General features: G+C 40.8%; 19 protein-coding genes and 2 pseudogenes. 7 read left to right on the top strand and 14 right to left on the bottom strand.

What is annotated here, in order from left to right:
- Positions 1 to 33 precede the first annotated feature (33 nt).
- The 3 genes from ACKTT2_RS21830 to ACKTT2_RS21820 all read right to left on the bottom strand — a co-directional run bounded on the left by ACKTT2_RS21830 (position 34) and on the right by ACKTT2_RS21820 (position 1,927).
- Positions 34 to 273, bottom strand: a complete 240-nt coding sequence (locus ACKTT2_RS21830) for a hypothetical protein (RefSeq protein WP_407890540.1) — start codon at positions 271 to 273, stop codon at positions 34 to 36.
- The gene (locus ACKTT2_RS21825) at positions 266 to 478 is read right to left on the bottom strand and encodes a hypothetical protein (protein ID WP_407890539.1); all 213 of its coding nucleotides are present in this window, start codon (positions 476 to 478) and stop codon (positions 266 to 268) included. The genes ACKTT2_RS21830 and ACKTT2_RS21825 overlap by 8 nt, the downstream gene beginning before the upstream one ends.
- Before the next feature lie 570 nt (positions 479 to 1,048).
- Positions 1,049 to 1,927 carry an NB-ARC domain-containing protein gene (locus ACKTT2_RS21820; protein ID WP_407890538.1) on the bottom strand — a complete coding sequence of 293 codons (879 nt, stop codon included), beginning with the start codon at positions 1,925 to 1,927 and terminating at the stop codon, positions 1,049 to 1,051.
- A gap of 447 nt (positions 1,928 to 2,374) precedes the next feature.
- Between ACKTT2_RS21820 and ACKTT2_RS21815 the strand changes: the two genes are divergently transcribed.
- Complete coding sequence (locus tag ACKTT2_RS21815; protein WP_407890537.1) at positions 2,375 to 2,590, top strand: hypothetical protein; 216 nt, start codon at positions 2,375 to 2,377, stop codon at positions 2,588 to 2,590.
- Complete coding sequence (locus ACKTT2_RS21810; RefSeq protein WP_407890536.1) at positions 2,587 to 2,847, top strand: type II toxin-antitoxin system RelE family toxin; 261 nt, start codon at positions 2,587 to 2,589, stop codon at positions 2,845 to 2,847. Before ACKTT2_RS21815 ends, ACKTT2_RS21810 begins: the two co-directional genes overlap by 4 nt.
- 157 nt (positions 2,848 to 3,004) lie before the next feature.
- Here ACKTT2_RS21810 and ACKTT2_RS21805 read toward each other — a convergent pair.
- The 4 genes and pseudogenes from ACKTT2_RS21805 to ACKTT2_RS21790 form a co-directional block, all read right to left on the bottom strand.
- A pseudogene (locus ACKTT2_RS21805) lies at positions 3,005 to 3,274 on the bottom strand (Uma2 family endonuclease); the annotation flags it as partial.
- A gap of 298 nt (positions 3,275 to 3,572) precedes the next feature.
- Positions 3,573 to 4,568 carry a ketol-acid reductoisomerase gene (gene ilvC / locus ACKTT2_RS21800; RefSeq protein WP_407890535.1) on the bottom strand — a complete coding sequence of 332 codons (996 nt, stop codon included), beginning with the start codon at positions 4,566 to 4,568 and terminating at the stop codon, positions 3,573 to 3,575.
- A gap of 59 nt (positions 4,569 to 4,627) precedes the next feature.
- The gene (locus ACKTT2_RS21795) at positions 4,628 to 5,494 is read right to left on the bottom strand and encodes an aldo/keto reductase (RefSeq protein ID WP_407890534.1); all 867 of its coding nucleotides are present in this window, start codon (positions 5,492 to 5,494) and stop codon (positions 4,628 to 4,630) included.
- A gap of 124 nt (positions 5,495 to 5,618) precedes the next feature.
- Positions 5,619 to 6,896 carry a glycosyltransferase family 4 protein gene (locus tag ACKTT2_RS21790; RefSeq protein ID WP_407890533.1) on the bottom strand — a complete coding sequence of 426 codons (1,278 nt, stop codon included), beginning with the start codon at positions 6,894 to 6,896 and terminating at the stop codon, positions 5,619 to 5,621.
- 132 nt (positions 6,897 to 7,028) lie between these two features.
- Between ACKTT2_RS21790 and ACKTT2_RS21785 the strand changes: the two genes are divergently transcribed.
- The gene (locus ACKTT2_RS21785; protein WP_407890532.1) at positions 7,029 to 7,157 is read left to right on the top strand and encodes a hypothetical protein; all 129 of its coding nucleotides are present in this window, start codon (positions 7,029 to 7,031) and stop codon (positions 7,155 to 7,157) included.
- Positions 7,158 to 7,517: 360 nt separating this feature from the next.
- Positions 7,518 to 9,050 carry a SagB/ThcOx family dehydrogenase gene (locus ACKTT2_RS21780; protein ID WP_407890531.1) on the top strand — a complete coding sequence of 511 codons (1,533 nt, stop codon included), beginning with the start codon at positions 7,518 to 7,520 and terminating at the stop codon, positions 9,048 to 9,050.
- A 296-nt stretch (positions 9,051 to 9,346) separates the two neighbouring features.
- Here ACKTT2_RS21780 and ACKTT2_RS21775 read toward each other — a convergent pair whose 3' ends face one another.
- Entirely contained in the window at positions 9,347 to 10,489 is a 1,143-nt protein-coding gene (locus tag ACKTT2_RS21775) for a protein kinase domain-containing protein (RefSeq protein ID WP_407890530.1), read from the bottom strand.
- Positions 10,490 to 10,796: 307 nt separating this feature from the next.
- Here ACKTT2_RS21775 and ACKTT2_RS21770 point away from each other — a divergent pair, with 307 nt between their 5' ends.
- Positions 10,797 to 11,291, top strand: coding sequence for a hypothetical protein (locus ACKTT2_RS21770; RefSeq protein ID WP_407890529.1), 495 nt, complete (start codon positions 10,797 to 10,799; stop codon positions 11,289 to 11,291).
- A 272-nt stretch (positions 11,292 to 11,563) separates the two neighbouring features.
- Here ACKTT2_RS21770 and ACKTT2_RS21765 read toward each other — a convergent pair whose 3' ends face one another.
- A complete protein-coding gene (locus tag ACKTT2_RS21765; protein ID WP_407890528.1) occupies positions 11,564 to 11,980 on the bottom strand; it encodes a surface-adhesin E family protein in 417 nt (138 codons plus the stop codon).
- 732 nt (positions 11,981 to 12,712) lie between these two features.
- A complete protein-coding gene (locus ACKTT2_RS21760; protein WP_407890527.1) occupies positions 12,713 to 13,489 on the bottom strand; it encodes a class I SAM-dependent methyltransferase in 777 nt (258 codons plus the stop codon).
- Positions 13,490 to 13,640: 151 nt separating this feature from the next.
- On the opposite strand from ACKTT2_RS21760, the pseudogene ACKTT2_RS21755 reads away from it, so the two are divergent.
- Positions 13,641 to 13,988: pseudogene (locus tag ACKTT2_RS21755) on the top strand (LysR family transcriptional regulator); the annotation flags it as partial.
- Positions 13,989 to 14,097: 109 nt separating this feature from the next.
- Here the strand turns inward: ACKTT2_RS21755 and ACKTT2_RS21750 are convergent.
- The 4 genes from ACKTT2_RS21750 to ACKTT2_RS21735 all read right to left on the bottom strand — a co-directional run bounded on the left by ACKTT2_RS21750 (position 14,098) and on the right by ACKTT2_RS21735 (position 15,977).
- Positions 14,098 to 14,970 carry an amino acid kinase family protein gene (locus ACKTT2_RS21750; protein ID WP_407890526.1) on the bottom strand — a complete coding sequence of 291 codons (873 nt, stop codon included), beginning with the start codon at positions 14,968 to 14,970 and terminating at the stop codon, positions 14,098 to 14,100.
- A 77-nt stretch (positions 14,971 to 15,047) separates the two neighbouring features.
- Positions 15,048 to 15,329: a hypothetical protein gene (locus tag ACKTT2_RS21745; RefSeq protein ID WP_407890525.1), complete on the bottom strand. Its 282-nt coding sequence runs from the start codon at positions 15,327 to 15,329 to the stop codon at positions 15,048 to 15,050.
- Between the two features lie 341 nt (positions 15,330 to 15,670).
- Complete coding sequence (locus ACKTT2_RS21740; protein WP_407890524.1) at positions 15,671 to 15,829, bottom strand: hypothetical protein; 159 nt, start codon at positions 15,827 to 15,829, stop codon at positions 15,671 to 15,673.
- Positions 15,816 to 15,977, bottom strand: a complete 162-nt coding sequence (locus ACKTT2_RS21735; RefSeq protein ID WP_407890523.1) for a hypothetical protein — start codon at positions 15,975 to 15,977, stop codon at positions 15,816 to 15,818. The genes ACKTT2_RS21740 and ACKTT2_RS21735 overlap by 14 nt, the downstream gene beginning before the upstream one ends.
- Before the next feature lie 133 nt (positions 15,978 to 16,110).
- Here ACKTT2_RS21735 and ACKTT2_RS21730 point away from each other — a divergent pair.
- A partial coding sequence (locus tag ACKTT2_RS21730; protein ID WP_407890522.1) for an ATP-binding protein occupies positions 16,111 to 20,379 on the top strand: 4,269 nt, incomplete at its 3' end.

The raw sequence follows: 20,379 nt of genomic DNA, 5'->3' as shown, positions 1-20,379 counted from the left end.
AGGGATTTGATTACTCCTAAGTCCTGATTTTCTTTAAGCTACATCCTTTACTGTAAAACCTTTGCTGCATTTTTGAATTAACAGCCAACGATCGGATTCTTTGTCGAGCGCTGGTTTTAATCGAAAATTAAAAACATCTTCCCACACCTCTACACCGTGAGTAGAAGCAAAATCAATTTCAAGTTCTTTAAAGCGCGGGTAGTCCCGATCGCTGATAGCTGTCAGCATGGGAAGTAGTGCGGTTAATGGTATTTGTGTTGCTGTTTCAGTCATCTGGGTAGTCCTCAAAAATACAAATGATTGGTAAAGGTTCGTCTTCCGTGTCGATTATTTCGATTAATCGTCTTCCAGTGTTCCTGGCTATCCTTTTACAGCGTTCAAGGGATGCAGCAGCTGCCCATTGCCTAGTTTCTTGGACAGGATCGAATTTGCCCTTGGAGCGCTTTATACTGTCGCTTGGCTGATTGTCGTTGGTCAAATTACCTCCTGTGGTGCGGCCATTGACTCAGTAGCGATACTGCTTGTTCCTCATGGCGGACATTTTACGTATTATGTCCACCTACTTAATACCAATTCTAGATGAAGTTGCGCTTAATCTTCCCTCACACGTTCATGTGTGGGGCTGTACAAACAAAGCCTGCAAGACAAGGGCTAATTAGATGCATCTTCATACAGAAACGGTATAAGGTTTTAGATTTTTTTGAGAATGCATAAGTTTTTAATGATTTGGGTGAATAAATCAGTAAAAGCAAATCAATAAGTAAACAGAAGGGTAATGCACTATTGCTGAACCTGATTACAAAAATTTTATTCACGGTACGTAACTCTTGTGAATAAGTAAGCAAAAACAAATCAATGAGTAAATAACAGGTTTTATGCAGTGGTGCTAATCCTAGTTGAGGTAAGAGAGAAGCAGGTTCTCTTTACTTTGTTCAGTGCTAATTAATTCATCTTTAAAGGAGTTCAATATGGCAATTCACGGTACTTCAGGTAATGATGTCCTCAACGGAAATAATGGCTTCTTGGGTTTGTTTCCAAATGACACTATTTACGGTAAAACAGGTAACGATCGCAGCACTGGCGGTTGCTGTATTTCAAATTTACTTTTGGCATAGGCTGTAAGTTCGGCTGCTGCATACTCGCGAGTCAGAGGGTGTAAGCTGTAACGTGCGTCCTGCTGACGGACTAGCGAAAGTTGTTGGAGTTGAGCTAATCCATCACCCGTATTCATCGAATCTTCCATAGCAATTGCGCTAATGGTTTCTCTCTCAACTGCTCTAGCAAATAGCGATAGTGTCATGAGTATTCGGTGGGGGGGTTGTCCTCGCAAACGCTCTACAGAAGTTTTGAAACAGAAGCGAGCCACATCACCTGTCGCGCTTTTTAATTTTGTCAGTACAGCATCCAACGGATACCCTGCTGCTAGCTGACCAACAGTATAAACTATTGCTGCTGGGATGCCGTGGGTGTTTTGGTAAAGGACTCGATCTGCAGGAGGGTGTAGCTCTACCCCTTTTTCTTTTGCTTGATGATGGATTAGGTTCAGCCCATCTTCTTCCGGTAGAGATTCTAACCGAATTGGTACAAACAGAGCTTGTTCGCGTGTCGTTAGGATAACTTTAACTGTACGGGGCAAATCGTACACAAAACTTAATAATTCCTGTTTATCTTCGATAGTCTCCAAATTGTCTACAATCAGCAAAGTTCGCTGCTGCTTCAAGCTATCTCGAATCAAGTCAAGTTGATCGTCCGGCGACCTGTAGCTAATTTCAGGACGTTCTAGGGTATGAGCGATCGTTCGGTAAATGTCGCGTAGATTGCGTTCGCGTTTGAGGCGAGGTAAAATTTGCAAAGCTTTCAGATACTGCTGTTTATAGAAGAGGGGCGGAGATTTTAAGGCAATTTGTTTTGGATTGTTCTGTAGCAAAGCGATCGCGCAGCACTATACGGTCAATAAGAGTGCCTGCTTGAGAATTCATCACTTCTTCTGTTGGACAACACTTGACAGAGCAATTGGGCAAGCTTAGCCTGTAATTCAGGAACTTCTACATTACACATTCACAGTCACTCTATATTGTATAATTATTGATGAGCATACTTAATATCTTGGTACAGAAGTTAGAGCTTTTGCTTGAGATAGCGTTTACGATATCGGCTATATAAACAATTTCTTGTCCACATGAGTACCTTAACTTTTTTCCGTGTCCTCTAGAACTTCACGCCCAATTATCCAACTGACGCAATAAGAATGCTCATTGCTTTGGTTAAATGCGCTTTAATTAAAGAAAGTTGTTAGGCTTCGCGAGAACTTTGGGAGAAAGCACTTTACTTTGCTTAGCAACCAACATAAGTAGTAATTAAACGAGGTTTAAAAATGAAAACGAAACGCGAGAGAGAAGAGATAATCAAGGATATCAACGTACTTTTACATAGCGCTTATGACAGTACGTTAGATGAAATTCTCGCATTATTAAAGAAAATTGATGATGAAGAGGATGAAGAAGACATTAGAGACGCTCGTGCTGAATTAGAAGATTTGAAAATAAATGGTGGTATACCGTGGTCAGATAAGAAAAAACACGTGGCGTGAATTATCAAGTTATCTTCTCAAAAGGAGCATTAAAACAGTTCAAAAAACTCCCATTAGACCTTCAAGAACGCATACAAACTGATATTGATGAATTAGCAATAGAACCTCGCCCAAACGGGGTAAAAAAGTTAGAGAATGATTTGTATCGTATTCGAGTAGGAGATTATCGAGTTATTTACCAGATACAAGATAATATTTGCTTAGTAAATATTGTCAAAGTTAGTCATCGTAGTAAAGCGTATCGTGATGAAAGTTGATTATGATGCATTAGGTGGTGGGGAGTTCATCGGCAAACTCAAACAACCTACTTGTCCTATAATTGACTCAAGCTAGTACAAGTATGTGATTACTCCCTTCCCGCTATAAGACTACCGAACTTCTTGTCCTCTTACTCCCTTACTCTTCGCGTCTTTGCGGTTCATTTAGTATCACCACATCTGGCGAATAGCCTGATTCGTTTTCCGGTGGTTTAACTAATGCAGTCTTGGGTATGAAGTAGGGTAGCTGCAACCTTCCGTATTCGATAGCTAGCTTTGTCACCAAAGACCCCGTGACTTCTTCATGATCCCCTGTTGGCTGCGTCATTTCAACAATTACTCCATCATGTAGTTCGTAACGTCCACCGTCCGGTTTCCACTGAACAAATTCTTCAAAGGTTACTAGTTTCCGTAAAGTTTGTGTCATCTTGGAATCATCCTCCTCGCAGTAACGGGACCGATCTAACGTATGCTTCATCAGCATGATAGCGCTAGAAAGTAAGCCGACACAAATCATATCTATTGGTTTGTAGTTGCGCTTTAGCGCTAAAGCATAGCTACGAACAAAATACGGAAATTTTCTATTTCTTTAAAGATATCCAAGAAATAAATTATCCATCTTGTGGGACGGGCGTCCTCGCCCGTTCTTTGTTGGTGACGGGCTAGAAGCCCGTACCACAAGAGAAAGTTGGTTATTTTTTTATTTGGAAGTCCCTTACAGAATTTTATCCTTTTTTCAACCAGCTAAACATGGCACGCAAATCTTTGCCAACATCTTCAACGGGATGTTCGGCTTCTTGACGGCGCATGGAGGTAAATCCGGGTTTACCAGCTTGGTTTTCTAGAACAAATTCTCGTGCAAATTGACCGGATTGAATTTCTTGAAGAATGCGTCGCATTTCTGCTTTAGTTTGATCGTTCACAATCCGAGGTCCGCGAGTGTAATCTCCATATTCAGCAGTGTTAGAAATGCTATCGCGCATTTTAGCTAAGCCGCCTTCTACAATTAAGTCAACAATCAATTTGACTTCATGGAGACATTCAAAGTAAGCTAACTCTGGCTGATATCCTGCTTCCACTAAAGTTTCAAAACCAGCTTTGATAAGGGCGCATAACCCACCGCACAGGACTGTTTGTTCGCCAAACAAATCGGTTTCGGTTTCTTCGCGGAAAGTTGTTTCTAGAATTCCCGCACGAGTTCCACCAATACCTTTAGCATATGCCATGGCGCGATCGCGTGCTTGACCGCTAGCATTTTGATATATGGCAAACAAAGCCGGTACACCTTGTCCTTGTTCGTAGGTTCGACGTACCAAATGTCCTGGTCCTTTAGGTGCAACCATTACGACATCTACAGTGGGAGGTGGCACAACTTGACCAAAGTGAATGTTAAAACCGTGAGCAAATAATAAAACGTTACCTTCTTCCAAATGAGGTTCAATCTCTTCTTTGTAAATAGTTTTTTGCACCTCATCTGGTAACAGAATCATAATTAAGTCAGCAGCTTTAGCAGCATCAGCAACATTCTTGACAGTCAATCCAGCAGCTTCAGCTTTTGCCACTGACTTACTACCCGGATATAGTCCAACAATTACATTCAGACCGCTATCTTTGAGATTCAGGGCGTGGGCATGACCTTGGGAACCATATCCAATAATAGCGATAGTTTTTCCTGCCAAAAGGTCTAAATTCGCATCTTCGTCGTAGTACATCCGGGCCATAAATTAACTTCTCCAGTCAGCAAGCATCATCTTCATTGCAAACTTGTTATTTTACCGGATTATGATGCCGTTTCTCGATCTATTCTTTGAACTTCATCATCAGATAATTTTACATCCACAGCACGAACTGTATCTTCAATGCTGGAAACCTTGCTAGCACCGGGAATTGGTAAAATACAAGATGACTTGGAACGCAGCCAAGCTAAAACGATACCGTAAACCGATACACTTTTTTCTTTTGCTAATTTGGCAATTGTGGGAAAATCGGTTAATCCCTGGTGACGGCGGCTACCTCCAAAGGGACTCCAAGGTAAAAATGTCAAGCTTTCTTGTTCGCAATACTCTAGAACTCCATCAAACTCTGGTTGACGATACCAAGGATTGTATTGGTTTTGGACGGAGACAACATCAACTATATCCTGCGCCCGCTTGATTTGTTCGACAGAAAAGTTGGAGACTCCTACAAACCGAATTATCCCAGCCTCCACCGCTTTTTTTGCTGGTGCAAGAGATTCCTCAATGGTGTAATTTGGATCGGGGGCGTGGTATTGCCAAACATCAATGGGTTTTTCTCCTCCCAATGCCTCAAAGCTGATACGGATAGTTTCCTCTAAGTGTTTGGGGTCTCCATTGCGAGTCCAGTTGCCGTTAGGACGCATCAAACCGCCTTTGGTTGCAATGATAACGCCATTGCCTTTATAAGTTTGTAATGCTTTGTGAAGCAATCGTTCGCTGTGGTGCTTGTCTGATTCGTCTTTACAGTAAGAGTCAGCCGTATCAATGAACGTAACACCCAAATCCAAGGCGCGGTGGATAACTTCTATCGACTCTGCCTCTGGAGGACGACTGCTGATTGACATTGGCATAGCCCCCAAACCAATCGCACTGACAGATACACCTGTTTTTCCTAGCTGTTTTGTTTCCATGTTTCTCGCTCTAGATTTCAGTGTTATTCACTTGAGATAATAGCTAATGTTAGCGAGAGTGAGTCTTAAATGTTGGCGACAGATAATCCCCCTTAAATCATCACGCTATCCAATCCCCAATCATTTATTTCTTGGAAATCCCTGATTCAAGTAATTCTTCAAATACAGATAAATAACGACGTGTCTGTATTTCAATATTAAATTCTTGTTCAGCTTTCTGGCGAGCATTCTGGCACAGTTGTTGATGTCGCTGTTTGTTTTCAATTACCCAAACAATTCCATTTGCCAAGTCTTCATAACTCAAGTATTTTGCTCGATACCCATTGTTTTGGTGATCGACAAGATCTTTAAGACCAGTTGAATCAAAACACACTACTGGTGTACTGCAGGCTAAAGACTCACTAGCAGTCTGTCCAAAAACTTCTTCAGTTGATGGCACAATCATCACATCCGCAGCACTATATAGAAGTGCAAGCTTTATTTCATCATTAACTTTACCTAAATAATGTACCGGGAAACCTAAATCAACTGGATGACTTGGTTTGGCTGCACCAAAAACAATTAACTCTATCTTGTCTTTCCACTGCAATTTACTGAGTTTTTGTAACGCTGCTTGTAGTAGATGAAATCCTTTTCTAGGATCGCTAATTGCATTAATTGCTCCAAAGAGAATGAGTTGTTTATCTTGGGGTAGATTCAGTAACTTTCTTGCTTTTTCACGCTCAGTTGGTTTATACTTATCAATGTCTAAACCATTAAAAATAACCCTAATATCCTTGTTAGAAAATAGCGAACTGGCTCTAGCACGTTCTGCAATCCAGTTACTAGGAGCAACGAGAGTAAATTTGAGATTGTTCCATGCTTTAGCTTTACGCTGCCAAGTCAACCGAGATAAATCCCAGCTATGCTTGCTACCAAGTATGGGACAATTCCCACAAGATTTTTTATATTGCTCGCACCCTTCAGAATAATAACATCCGCCTGTAAACGACCACATATCGTTGAGAGTCCAAACAATAGGCTTCTGAATTTTTGATAGTGCTTCTATTGGGAGAAATCCCTCACATACCCATCTTAAGTTAATAATATCTGGTTGAAACTTCACAATTTGTGAATTGATAATATCGGGAAGCCATTGGATGGAAAAAAGTACAGCACCCTTTTGCCTGTTGGGATAGAGTTTTAATGGTAAACCATCTAATACAGGGCGAAATTTCCACAATTTTTGAGCTAATGGATTAGAGGCACTAACTATAGTTGGGTCATCCATGCGCTTATCTTGAACAAGCATCTTGGAGTCGATTCCCAGCTTCAGAAATCCCTGATGAAGCCTGTAGGCTGAACGTGAAGCACCCGCTCCTCCTATAGGGTCATAACTACTAACTATCAACGGTTTAATCATTATTAGCTCAATTGATCTTAAAAAAAGTTTTAAAGCTGCTGAAATCAAATTTAGACCCCTTAATTTTAGCTTAATACAATTCAGTTAAGCCTAAAATTTATGTAAATTAAGAATTATTATCAAGCTGAGAAATTGACTGTACTACATCTCAAAGATTTCTCACTGTTGTCTCCAACGATACAAAGTAGCGATTTGCTAGAAGCGATTGAGACAGCCATACCTGCAACGACAATTGAACAAGCGATGCCTTTGGGTTGCTAAAATTGGGTATCTGGTTGCTTGTATACAGCCCCTATTTGTTGGTTCTGGTAGCTGCGGGCTATGGTTTAACTCGCTGGAGGCGCAATTCTTAACGTTTGGTACGGACACCAGACTCTTCTCAGTCAGATCTAGGATAATGAATACAGGAGAGACAAATAGTAAATTGAAAATTAAAAATTGAAATTAGTTATTGTGCAGCTAACATTTTTAATAAAAAATTAAAAAATCTCTCCTAATTGTTCTTTGAGTCGATTATTTTCTTGTTACCTTCCCTCTTCGCTCCTCATTTGTACTTATTAAGACTAAATGATGAGCCTCTAGAATGCCAAGATATGTATCAGAAGCATATTTATACATCTTATGCCGGAATTACGCCAATCCATTGCTCAGCACTACCACGAACGTACTAAGTATGACCCTCAGACCATTACCACTAAAAATAAGGAGTTGGATTGGTCTCAGCAACCAGTACCATTTAAAGAGTATAAAATTGGTTCTGTTTTTGACCTCAAGCCTTACATCCAAGAAAAGCCAGAGGCATTTGCTGGTAATCCAGAGAGTCAGTGGTGGCAGAGGCTTGCCCGATTACTATTTTGTAGTTACGGGTTAACGGCTAGAATGCCTTCTATGGGAAGTGCAGTGTATCTTCGTGCTGCACCTAGTGCTGGTGGTTTGTATCCTGCGGAGATGTACGTAGTTTCTCGTGGCACACCTTTGTTGCCTCCAGGGCTGTATAATTATCAGTGCCGAACTCATTCCTTAATGCATTATTGGGAAAGTGATGTTTGGCAAAAGTTGCAGGAAGCTTGTTTTTGGCATACGGCTTTGGAAGCAACTCAACTAGCGATTGTCATCACTGCAATTTTCCATCGTTCGGCATGGCGTTATGAAGACAGGGCTTACCGACGGATTTTTTTGGATGCAGGGCATCTGTTGGGCAATATCGAGTTAGCTGGGGCAATTACTGATTATCGTCCCCACTCTATCGGCGGTTTTATTGACGAACAAGTAAACGAACTGCTTTATATTGATACGTTACAGGAAGGCGCGATCGCAGTTCTTCCCCTGGCAGATTTACTGGATATCAAACAGAACTTACCCACAGGGCGCACGACTTTACCTTCTGCCACGGAGACGAATTTTCCTCACATTCCTGATGGAGAACTGCTAAAATACTTTCATCGCGCCACACAAATCAAACCGGGCACAACTGGTAAGCTCAATTTACCAACAGTCAAGCAAGAAAAGTCTTTAGAAGACAAATACAACTTTCCCTTCTGCGAAAAAATTTCTACTGCAAGCCTGCCGATTGATTGGGGAGAAAAGCTAGAGGGGTTAGAAGTGACGATTCTTAAGAGACGATCTACCCGCGCTTACAGTGGTGAAGATTTAACTTTTGAGGAACTGAAAGCTTTACTAGATTTTACTTATCAACCCGAAAGTTACATTTACCAAGGTTTTGATAGTTCGACAGATTACTTTGACCTCAATTTAATAGAAACATTTATTGCGGTATCCGGGGTCAAAGGTTTGGAAACAGGCTGTTACTATTACGCACCATTAGCACAAGAATTACGACAAATTCGCTTTAAAAACTTTAGAAGAGAACTCCATTTTCTCTGCTTAGGACAAGAGTTAGGGCGAGATGCAGCAGCTATGATTTTTCATACGGCTGATTTAAAGTCCGCAGTTGCTCAATATGGCGATCGCGTTTATCGATACCTACACATGGATGCTGGTCATTTAGGTCAAAGGTTGAATTTAGCAGCAATTCGCCTTAATTTAGGTGTAAGTGGTATTGGTGGCTTTTTCGACGATCGAGTCAATGAACTTTTAGGTATTCCTAGCGATGAAGCAGTTTTATATATGACAACAGTAGGAAGACCCAGATAATTTATCAGTACCTTGCTCACCCAATAAGTCTTTCAACTATGAAATAAAAAAATAACCAACTTTCTCTTGTGGTACGGGCTAACTTTCTCTTGTGGTACGGGCTAACTTTCTCTTGTGGTACGGGCTTCTAGCCCGTCACTAATAAAGAACAGGCTAGAAGCCCGTCCCACAAGATGGATAATTTATTTTTTGGACATCCCTAGTTTGTGTCAAAGATTTTTGAACTCTCCACTCAGTACAATAAACGTCAAGCCTCTGTCACCAACGTTTACACCTTCTACCTTCTGTCTTCTGTCTTAATTGATTAGTTTCATCCGCTTTCTAAATTCTTCTGCTCTTTGTGGGTAAGGAATTTCTGCCATCAAAGCTTCTACAAGCTGACTAGGTGTTATGTTAGGGAATCGAGTTAAAGTCTCTTCAAGAAGAAGATTAGCAAATGGTCCTACAGAACGGGTAAGTTCTTGACAGCAAAGTTCTAAAAACTCTGGATTAATAGAAGTTATTTTAGAAGTTTCTCTTTTCAATTCTAGAGTCGTAGGAATTTCTAAAGTTTGGGGAGGCTCAGTTCTCATATCGTACCCCAATGCAATTGATTGGAGTGCAGAAAAGACTTCATTAGCTGACTGATATCGTTGTGCTGGTTGCTCTGCTAGCATTTTATCCAGTATATTGCCTAATGGCTCGCTAACACTGGTATGGGAACGCCATTGCCACTTCAGTGTCAAATAATCTATTAATAAATTTGGCATTTTTCCTGTTAGAAGAACAAGCGCACTCACTCCCAAAGCATAAATATCGCTACAGGGATAGCATTGTCCCATATAAATCTGCTCTGGTGGAGAATAACCTACTTTCCCCACTATTGAACCTCGAGCAAAGGGAGAAGCATTTTGCTCGATTGTAGAAAAAATTGCAGTGAATTTCTCTTTAACCACTCCAAAATCAATCAGTACAGGTTTGGATTGTGTATTAGAGAACATGACATTATCTAATGAAATGTCTCGGTGAATAATATTTTGCAGGTGGATGTGTGTCAGCACTGGCAATAAATCCTGCAACCACTGAACAACCTCAACTTCAGAAAATGGGACTTTTTGCTGAGAAAGACGTTCGTACAAGAGTTCGGAGTAGGTTTTACCTCGAATGTACTCCTGCACAATAAAGAGCCGATCTTCCTCAGTTAACCAAGCTAGAAACTTGGGGATTTGGGGATGGTTAATTTGGTACAAAATTTTAGCTTCCCGCTCAAATAACTCACGGGATTTACGAACTAAATCTTCTTTTGTATTTTCTGGAACAAATTCTTTAATAACGCAAGATTCACCAAAACGCTGAATGTCGAATGCTAAGTAAGTTCTGCCAAAACCTCCCTGTCCTAAAACTTTCTGGACTTGGTAGCGATTGTTGATTAAAGTTCCGGGGTTAATTTCTTGTAACATTACGGCATCGCTGTTAGGTGAGTTTATCTTGCTTTGAAGAACCTTTAAGGCTATAGATTCTTTTCTCTAAGTTACTCTTTATACACACTCAAGATTGAAAATTTCGTGAACGATTGTATCATTTTTTATAAAAAATATTTAGGTATTCAACAATTTGTATTATAGTTAGTTATACTATACCCACTATTCTAAAAATTTACTAGTTAACACCTTACGCCGATTGCATAAGTTGCCTTAGAAGCTACCTATATAATGTCAGAGGATGTTTTCGGAGTCACAATCCTATAGAAGAGGTCGTATAACTCCCATGCTAACTCAATATCGTAAAACCGTTTGTCTATCGCTTACGTCAGTTGACTTACCAGTTTTTTCCGTTGTAGAAACTGCTGCTACACTTTATCAAAAAGACCGCAATAGATTTCATTTGCTCTTGAGCGTACCACCTGTCAATATTCTAGATTCAGAGAATATAAATAATTTAGAACAAGACGGTGCTAACTCTTCTAACAATGCCCAACAATGGTGGTTGGAAATGGCTCCCGAACAAGCTATCATGACCCTACAAGGGAATGGTCGATTGAGTTACCGTCACTTTTGGCAGCAGGAAGCCTATGGCAGAACTCGCTATTGGTTGCCCAATGAATCATCAGAAAAAAATGAACCTATTCGCTTGCATAATTTTACTCGCGAGCTAACACTTATTGGAGACCCTTTTCCCGAAAATTTACATATAGAATACGAATTATGGGCTGGAGAAGTTCAACTTGGTAGTTATATTCTCAATTTGAAAATTAGACATTAAGGTATTATTGTTAATAGCTAAATGATAATTGTAATTGGCTATAGCAATCCTATTTGATTGAGAAAATACAAGTAGGGTGGGCATTGCTCACCTAAAGACTCAATGGTAAGCAATGCCCACCCTACTGTATAATAAATTTTTATAAATAGTTTAGGATTGCTATATTAGCCATTAGACCTCTCCGGAAAAGATGTAAGGGCGCAAGGCATTGCTCCCCTACCAGAACTTCCGGATAATACATAATTAATTTTTGGAGGTTTCTATTATCGTTGTTAGTTTAGACTGCAAACTAAATCTGCAACATCTCTAGGTGAAGCATCTGGAGTTGTAATAGCTTCTATTTTCAGTTGTTTAATCGCTCCTAGTGGAACTGATTTTACTAATTTATCTTGGCTGTCGTAAACTTTTGCTTGTCTGTAAATAGTGTATTTGGTACTACAATTAGCAACTCCTTGGGCTAATATCTTAGACCATCCTTGGGGGTTTGGTTTATTGACAGTTACGTATAGCCAAAAAGTTTTTGTATTACCTTTATGGGTGATACTGTTCGCATCTAAATACGTAGAGCCATCTATTCTATTGTTAATGGGTATCCAAAGCTTATCCTCATTTGCTTGGGCAAGAAAAGGGCTATTCAGGGTAATGGTAGTAGCAATCGCTAAAATGCCTTTGTAAAAAAAGCTTTTCATATGTCCGTAAAAATATTTAAATCTAATTTAATTTATTTAGAGAAATTTATTTTAATAAAATCAAGAAATATTTTTAAAGCTTTTATTAACCGTTTTGAAAATGGGTAATACCAATTCTCTGTATTAGAGCAACAGATCGAGATCCCCCCTAGCCCAATACTGCTCAGTTAAGAAGATTGTCGCGGGAGACAAGCAGGGGGTGCAGGGGTTGCAGGGGGCGCAGGGGAGGAAAAAAACGCTTAACCGACAAGTATTGCCCCCTAGCCCCCCTTAATAAGGGGGGAAAGTCTTTAAAGTCCCCCTTATTAAGGGGGATTTAGGGGGATCGTGTGTAGCAATCATTTGGAGAATTGGTATAACTCGGGTTTCCCTCCTTGTTGAGAGGTAATGGGGATTGGCGATTGGGGACTGGGAAAAGAATTATTTTCATTTCCTCGTTATGCTCATGGAATCTAGCTTTAAATATATGCTTTTTGTTACACTTATTTATACAGTAGGTGTTGCCGTCATTACGAACAAATCGGCAAAAAGCTTTTTATTATTTGAGTTAAAACGATAATTAGTATATTGTCTTTATACGTAAAATTTCCCTTAGTTTTATCTTTTAAAACTAAGGGGAGGTTAACATAGATGTTTAGATATAGAAAGCTAATATATGAGGTTCAAAAACAAATCTTGTTTGGAACCTATTCTCTACTATAGAGAGACAAAATGAAGAACTTGTGAAGGCTTTTACGTAAACCCATCTTTTTTAACAGCGACTACACGGATTCGGCGATAATCGGCTCTCCATATGCCATTTTGATAAAGCACTGGTTTCAAACGCTGTTCTATCTGGTGAATGACACGGCTTTGTTGCTCAGTAGAAAATCCTAACAAAAACCGATCGCCAAACATCCGAATCCAATTTCCCAAACCAGCATCTCCATCTTCTAATGCTGTAGGGCGATCGAACAGAACTGCATAACGGACTTCAAATCCATGCTGTTCCAAACAAGTAGCATACTCGCTAATACTAGGAAAATACCAGGGATCGAGCTGTTCGGGCGATCGCAACCCATTTTCTCTAACGACATCATCAAGAGCTGTCGCGATCGCTTGAATATTTCCTTTACCACCAAACTCAGCCACAAAACGACCCCCTGGTTTCAAGGCTCGAGCGATACAACGAATGACTGCATTTGCATCTGGAATCCAGTGCAGTGTTGCATTAGAGAAAACAGCATCAAACGGTTCATTGACTTGAAAGTCTCGCGCATCAGCCACCAAAAATTTCAAATGAGGATAGTTCTGCCTTGCTTTTTCAACCATCATCACATCGGCGTCAATCCCCATAACAATAGCCCCTGCATCTGCAATTTTTGCTGTCAGATGTCCCGTACCACAACCTAAATCCAAAATGCGCTCTTTTGGTTGTACAGATAACAATTGCAGCAACTCCTCTCCGTGTTTCCACACAAAAGCGTGTTTTCCCTCATAGAGGGATGTATCCCATTGATTCTGAAGCATGATGAAAGTCTCCTAATATTTACAGACCCCCGGTCTCTACTGAGAAGCACAAGCGTTCCGACATATCTAAAAAGTATAAAATTTCTAAGTGATTGTCCAATATATTTTTCATCATTGATTAATATATAAAAGATATTAGTTAGCAAACAAAATGGAGCTTCGACATCTGCGCTACTTTGGGATTCTTGCTGAAGAACTGCACTTTGGAAGGGCTGCAGAACGATTGCATATTGCACAACCGCCTTTAAGCCAGCAAATTCGTCAATTGGAAACTGAGCTAGGCTTCGAGTTATTTCATCGCACGAAACGAAAGGTGCAGCTAACAACAGCAGGAGAAGTTTTTTTTGCACAAGCGCAACAAATACTTAAGCAGTTAGAGCAAGCCATTCAAATGGGACGACAAACCAGCCGAGGTGAAATTGGGCAATTAGGGATCGGTTTTGTAAGTTCAGCAGCATTTAACGTTCTGCCAGAAATCTTTGCTCTCGAACTACGTTGTTTTTTAGGAGTTGTTGCAGATGCTGCACCTCCATCGCTCAGTGGAATGAGCTTGATGGGAGGTAGGGAATTCTTATCAGGCGATCGCATTTTTTCTCCCAAGTTAGACATTACACACCTGCTTCAATAAATGACTGGCTCAAAGCATCAACTAAATCTAACCGTTCTGCCCATTCTGCCAAATATGCATAGTCCAAGCTCTGTGCTTGCAATTTGAGTATCCCCAACACATCGCGCCACTGTTTTTCAGATTGACTCCCTCGACCCCACTGTAATTTCTGTAAAATCGTATCTTCTGGCGAGGCAACCCAAAACGCTGGTATTTCTTCTAAGTCGATTAACCTCCGACGTGCTATCTGCGACATTGCAAATGGCGAAACATCAGCCATATACAAGTCGGCATTAGCAATAGTTTCGGTGTGCGTAATATTGAGCATCCGCTCATGTCCCTGCTTTAAACCCTCAACTGCACCTACAGGACAATAGTATCCTGCAGCTTCAAGTGTTGCCACCAACAAATCGATTTGGTTAGATTGAACCTCAATCACCAAATCCAAATCACGAGTCGAACGGGGTTCACCGTGCAGCGAAGCTGCAACACCACCACTCACATAGTAGGGAATATGGATTGATTCAAAAAGTTGGTGTAACTCTCCTGCAAGCGAGATCGAATCTTGAATCCACATATTTTCATCAGCACCTTTGGGGTGAAAATCAATCCTAAATTTTTCTGCTAGTACAGCGCGGGCAAACACACGACGAATTTCCTCCAAAGGCGCTCCACGATGTCGGAATTTAATCCCTGTAAGGCAAAGTTTCTTCACTCCACGTTCATGAGCAGCAAACATTTCTAAGCGTTGCGAGAGTGAAAGTTGTCGAAGGCGAGTAAATAGATAAATATCAACCTCAATGTTTGTATCAGTCCCTTGCGAGCGGTACCCCGATGGTATTTGGTTAACTTGGGTTTGACCATAGGCACTCATTTGATTTTTTGTATCTCCCCTCTACAAAGCCAGCATCTTACTCAACATTATGATTTCAAATACAAAGTAATACAACACTACAACAAAAATATGTAATCGATTTGAGTTCTTCTGGCAACCTGCATCACAGCCTCAATATGAGCCGGACTCCCAGCTTTGCCCAAATGCTTGTATTTGCTAAGTTTTTTTGGTTCTTTGGTTGGGAATATCGGTTGTTGTGCGTGCAACTTGTAGTACCAATAAGTACCTCGGTTTCTGCGTGCTTGGTAGCGCAAAACACAACAACCAGGCGGTGCAACTTCACCTGTGGCTTTAATTTGTTGGATTTGGAGTTGTAAAGTCGCAATAGCTTGTTGCAAAAGTTCTGCTCTAGCAAGAAGATCATCAGTTTTTGTGGGGTTGTGGGTTCGCGCATATAATGAAATTTGTCGCGGATAAAGTGAAATAATTAGAACAGAATTTCAAGACTTCGGTGCTATTTGTCGCCCATAAAATGAAATTTGTTGCACATAAAGCGAAATTTGGTTCAGAGACTAACGGAAAAATCAGGGTTTTAGCCTGAATGAACTAGTCTATAAACAGCACTATTTAATAGCGATCGCTAAGGCTAGGCAACTAGTATAAACTTAAGGAGTAAACCCGTCGAGCCAGAAGCATTAGTGAAAGCAATAAGTGCTTTATTGATTGGTTAAAACTCGATTCATCCTGCATTCCTGATTCCAACTTCAATTCTGAATCCACTGCCCTCACTGCTTGCTATGACTGTGTTGCCATTATGGGTGGCGTGGTTGTAAGTCCAACAACAGTAGTTTTGGCTTGATGCACCTGCTCTTTGTCCTGTGTCATCAAGGATGAGCATTGTCAACAGTCCAAATATTATCTGGAGAAATCGCGGAACTCTCCCGTATAACACTTGGGCTAGCATTGCCAATGACCTGTTCCAAGTAATCAGCTCTACTCATCCCAAAGCATTCAGCAGCGATCCCCAAAGCAATCCTGCGTTTCATCAGTCAATCTTAAAGAGCGTACTTGACGATAATCGTCGTCCCCAATTCCTCTCGATAGCGTTATATAACATCAAGTTGATGGGAATACTAATATCAGCAAGGAAAACCAAATTCTGTCATAAGGTATATATAGATGGCGACTGTGAACTCTATCCCCATCATTCCAGGATATCAAATTAACTCTCAACTGTATGTTGGCTCCAGAACCAACGTGTATCGAGCTATCCGCCAATCAGACCAACTTCCAGTCGTTATTAAACTTCTGACCTTAGAGTATCCCAGTTTTAACGAATTACTACAATTTCGCCATCAGTATACAATCAGTAAAAATCTCAACAGGGCTGGAATTATTCATCCCTTGTCGCTAGAAACCTATGGCAATGGCTATATTTTGGTGATGGCAGATATCGGAGAAATTTCTTTAAGAGAATACATTAAAAACTCGAATTTATCCTTAGTAGAAGTTTTGAAGATGGCTATTCAACTAGTCTGCATTATCCACGAGTTACACGAAAATCGTATTATTCATAAAGATATTAAACCAGCAAATATTTTGATTCATCCTCAAACAAAACAAATTCAACTAATTGACTTTAGTATCGCTTCATTACTACCTAAAGAAACCCAAGAAATTAAAAGTCCAAATGTTTTAGAAGGAACTCTCGCCTATATTTCCCCAGAACAAACAGGCAGAATGAACCGTGGGATCGACTATCGCAGCGATTATTATTCTTTGGGTGTAACATTGTATGAAATATTAAGTGGAAAGTTACCATTTAATTGTGATGACCCAATGGAGTTGGTGCATTGTCATCTGGCGAAAATGCCACCGCAGCTAGAAGGTAGGAGGCAGGAGGACGGCAGTTGCTCCACTTGGGGAGACCCCAAGACCGCACTGCCTCTAGAGGGCAGAGGGGCAGAGGGGCAGAGAGGCAGAGGGGAAGAGGAAATTCCTCAAGCGGTTTCGGATATTGTTATGAAGTTAATGGCAAAAAATGCCGAAGATAGATATCAAAGTGCCTTGGGATTAAAGCATGATTTAGAACTTTGTTTAGCCCAACTCCAAGATACAGGAGAAATTAGAGATTTTGAAATCGGTCAGTGGGATGTTTGCGATCGCTTCCTCATCCCGGAAAAGTTGTATGGCAGAGAAGCAGAAGTAGCTAGCTTATTACAAGCATTTGAGCGTGTGACTCACGGCACATCAGAAATCATGCTAGTAGCGGGATTTTCGGGGATTGGTAAAACTGCTGTAGTGAACGAAGTCCACAAACCAATTACCCGTCAGCAGGGTTATTTCATCAAAGGTAAGTTTGACCAATTCAATCGTAATATTCCCTTATCCGCCTTTGTGCAAGCTTTACGCGACTTAATGGCGCAATTGTTGTCAGAATCAGACGCACAATTGGTACAGTGGCGCAATCAAATTCTTCAAGTGGTTGGAGACAATGGGCAAGTTTTGATTGAAGTCATTCCAGAATTAGAACAGGTAATTGGTAAACAACCGCCTGCACCAGAACTATCGGGAACGGCGGTACAAAATCGGTTTAATTTACTCTTTCAAAAGTTTATTACTGTCTTCACCAGAAGGGAACATCCACTGGTGATGTTTCTGGATGATTTACAGTGGGCAGATTTGGCTTCGCTACAGTTAATTAAACTGCTGACGGAAAATCAAAAATATCTTCTTTTGTTAGGTGCTTATCGAGATAATGAAGTGTCAGCCGTACATCCATTTATGTTGAAGGTAGAGGAACTCAAGAAAGCTGGTAAGACTGTTAATACTATTACTCTTGCCCCCCTTTCCTTAAGTGATACCAATCAGTTAGTGGCTGATACTTTACATTGTACGATACAGAGATCGCGTCCCCTAACAGAATTAATCAATCGTAAAACTAAAGGCAATCCCTTTTTTATCACGCAGTTTCTCAAGGCTTTATACGAAGATGAACAAATTAAATTCGATCGCGAGCAAGGTTACTGGGAATGTGATTTTACTCAAGTTAATGCGCTATCTGTGACTGATGATGTGGTAGAATTTATGGCTACTCAGTTACAGAAATTGCCCCAGCAAACACAAAATATCCTGAAGTTAGCTGCTTGTATTGGGAACTCTTTTGATTTAACTACTTTGGCAATTGTTTCACAACAGTCGCCACAGGAAGTGGCAGATGCTTTGTGGAAGGCTTTGCAGGAAGGATTGATTTTACCGCAAAGTCAAGTTTACAAGTTTTATCTCAGCCACGAGCAAGAAGTTAATACTAACAATATCGAAAATGTTGCTTATCGCTTTCTACACGATCGCGTCCAACAAGCGGCTTATTGTTTAATTCCCGAAGACCAAAAACAAGCTACTCATCTGGCAATCGGTCAATTATTGCACGCTAACACGCCTGTAACTCAATTAGAAGCATATATCTTTGAAATTGTCAATCACTTGAATATAGGCATTGATTTGATAACTCAGCCTGACAAAAAACTGGAGTTAGGGCAACTGAATTTGCTGGCGGGGCGCAAAGCCAAAGCAGCGATCGCCTATAATGCTGCTGTCAAATATTGTACCCAAGGTATTGATTTACTGCCTTCCGATGCCTGGACGGAACATTACAAATTAACCCTGAATCTGCATAATGAGCGTTTAGAAGCTACCTGCCTAAATACAGATTTTGACAAGCTGGCAGGATGGGGTGACGTTGTGTTGCAATCTGCTACTTCTTTGCTTGATACTATCAAAGTCTATGAAACCCGAATGACGGCATTCCGGTCTCAAGGTCAATTTGCCAAAGTAATTGAGACTGGGTTGCAAGTGTTGAAATTACTCGGTGTGGAATTTCCCGAACAGCCAGTGATGGCAGATATTAGCGCAGCAGCTCAACAAACAAGGCAACTATGGATGGGGCACGCACCCCTAAGTTTGCTGGATTTGCCTGCGATGAGCGATCCACATCAACTGGCAGCCATGCAAATAATGACTACACTGGTCTCCTCTGCATACATTGCTAAACCAACACTGTTACCGCTACTTACATCCAAGCAAGTGGAGATGGCTATCCAGTTTGGCAATTCATCTATTGCCATTTTTTCCTATGCAGACTACGGAGTGACTCTTTGTGGTTTGATTGGAGATATTGATGCTGGGTATGAGTTTGGACAACTTTCATTAAAATTACTAGAACAACACCAGATTAACGCTTTTAAAAGCAGAGCTTATTTTATTGTCAACAGCTTTATTCGGCACTGGAAAGAACCTTTACATCACAGTATCCCATGTTTGCTAGAAGCTTATCACAGCGGCTTAGAAACCGGAGATTGGGTATGCGTAGCGTTGAACTTAGTATCATATAGTCAGTGTAGCTATTGGAGTGGTCGAGAATTAAATGATTTGGCTGAGGAAATGGAGACTCATCGGCAAGTCATCAGCCAGGTTAAACAAGAAGCAACGATAAAATATTATGAATGCTACCAGCAAGCGATTCTCAATTTATTAGGACAAGCTGAAGTTCCCTATTGTTTACAAGGCAAAGTCTTCAATGCCGCCCAAATCTTACCCAGCTTACAAGCTACCAGCAATCGCACGGGGTTATTCTATCTTCATCTCAATCAAGCTGTTCTCTGTTATTTATTCGGAGAATACGAAGCAGCCTCACAACAAGCAGCCTTAGCAGAACAGTATAGCAATGCTGTAACTGGCTATTTCGTCGTAGTTGTCCGAGTTTTTTATGATGCTTTAATTCATCTAGCACGCTACACCGATGCTAACGCTAAAGAACAATCAGCCATTTTAGAACGAATCAATGCCCATCAAGAAAAACTACAAACTTGGGCGAATCATGCTCCATTCAATCATCAACATCGTTGGCAACTTGTGGTAGCAGAACGCTATCGAGTGCTTGGTCAATTTGCTGAGGCGATGGAACATTACGATTTAGCTATTGCCCAAGCCAAAACACATGGTTATGTGCAAGATGAAGCACTCAGCAATGAACTGGCTGCTAAATTTTACCTAAGTTGGGGCAAACAGAAAGTCGCAGCAAGTTATATGCAGGAGGCATACTACTGTTATGCTCGTTGGGGCGCAAAAGCCAAAACCGAGGATTTGGAAAACCGCTATCCCGATCTACTGCGCTTTATTCTCCAGCAAAGAGTACAATCACTCCATATGCTGGAAACACTATCGAGCAGCGTTAGCTCCGTTATCTCGGTTTATAATTCCACTGATTTGGGTCGTTCTTCTAGTACCGACATCAGTACCTTTGATTTTGCTGCGATTCTCAAAGCCTCCCAAGCCATTTCCGGCACGATTCAACTGGACGAACTACTGCACAAATTAACACAGATTATTCTGCAACATTCTGGAGGCGATCGCTGTGCCTTAATCCTACCTAATACTCAAGGAAAATGG

Origin of the sequence: Scytonema hankhaensis NUACC26 (genome assembly GCF_045865695.1) — a bacterium.
In the GTDB taxonomy this organism is placed as follows: domain Bacteria; phylum Cyanobacteriota; class Cyanobacteriia; order Cyanobacteriales; family Nostocaceae; genus Scytonema.
The sequence above is the reverse complement of the archived record's forward strand: the minus strand, read 5'-3'. Positions and strand labels throughout refer to the sequence as shown.

Excerpts from the sequence above, each read along its gene's own strand:
- ACKTT2_RS21830 (WP_407890540.1), bottom strand. The coding sequence starts at position 273 with ATGACTGAAACAGCAACACAAATACCATTAACCGCACTACTTCCCATG.
- ACKTT2_RS21815 (WP_407890537.1), top strand. The coding sequence starts at position 2,375 with ATGAAAACGAAACGCGAGAGAGAAGAGATAATCAAGGATATCAACGTA.
- ilvC (WP_407890535.1), bottom strand. The coding sequence starts at position 4,568 with ATGGCCCGGATGTACTACGACGAAGATGCGAATTTAGACCTTTTGGCA.
- ACKTT2_RS21795 (WP_407890534.1), bottom strand. The coding sequence starts at position 5,494 with ATGGAAACAAAACAGCTAGGAAAAACAGGTGTATCTGTCAGTGCGATT.
- ACKTT2_RS21790 (WP_407890533.1), bottom strand. The coding sequence starts at position 6,896 with ATGATTAAACCGTTGATAGTTAGTAGTTATGACCCTATAGGAGGAGCG.
- ACKTT2_RS21780 (WP_407890531.1), top strand. The coding sequence starts at position 7,518 with ATGCCGGAATTACGCCAATCCATTGCTCAGCACTACCACGAACGTACT.
- ACKTT2_RS21775 (WP_407890530.1), bottom strand. The coding sequence starts at position 10,489 with ATGTTACAAGAAATTAACCCCGGAACTTTAATCAACAATCGCTACCAA.
- ACKTT2_RS21770 (WP_407890529.1), top strand. The coding sequence starts at position 10,797 with ATGCTAACTCAATATCGTAAAACCGTTTGTCTATCGCTTACGTCAGTT.
- ACKTT2_RS21765 (WP_407890528.1), bottom strand. The coding sequence starts at position 11,980 with ATGAAAAGCTTTTTTTACAAAGGCATTTTAGCGATTGCTACTACCATT.
- ACKTT2_RS21760 (WP_407890527.1), bottom strand. The coding sequence starts at position 13,489 with ATGCTTCAGAATCAATGGGATACATCCCTCTATGAGGGAAAACACGCT.
- ACKTT2_RS21750 (WP_407890526.1), bottom strand. The coding sequence starts at position 14,970 with ATGAGTGCCTATGGTCAAACCCAAGTTAACCAAATACCATCGGGGTAC.
- ACKTT2_RS21740 (WP_407890524.1), bottom strand. The coding sequence starts at position 15,829 with ATGCTCATCCTTGATGACACAGGACAAAGAGCAGGTGCATCAAGCCAA.
- ACKTT2_RS21735 (WP_407890523.1), bottom strand. The coding sequence starts at position 15,977 with ATGAAACGCAGGATTGCTTTGGGGATCGCTGCTGAATGCTTTGGGATG.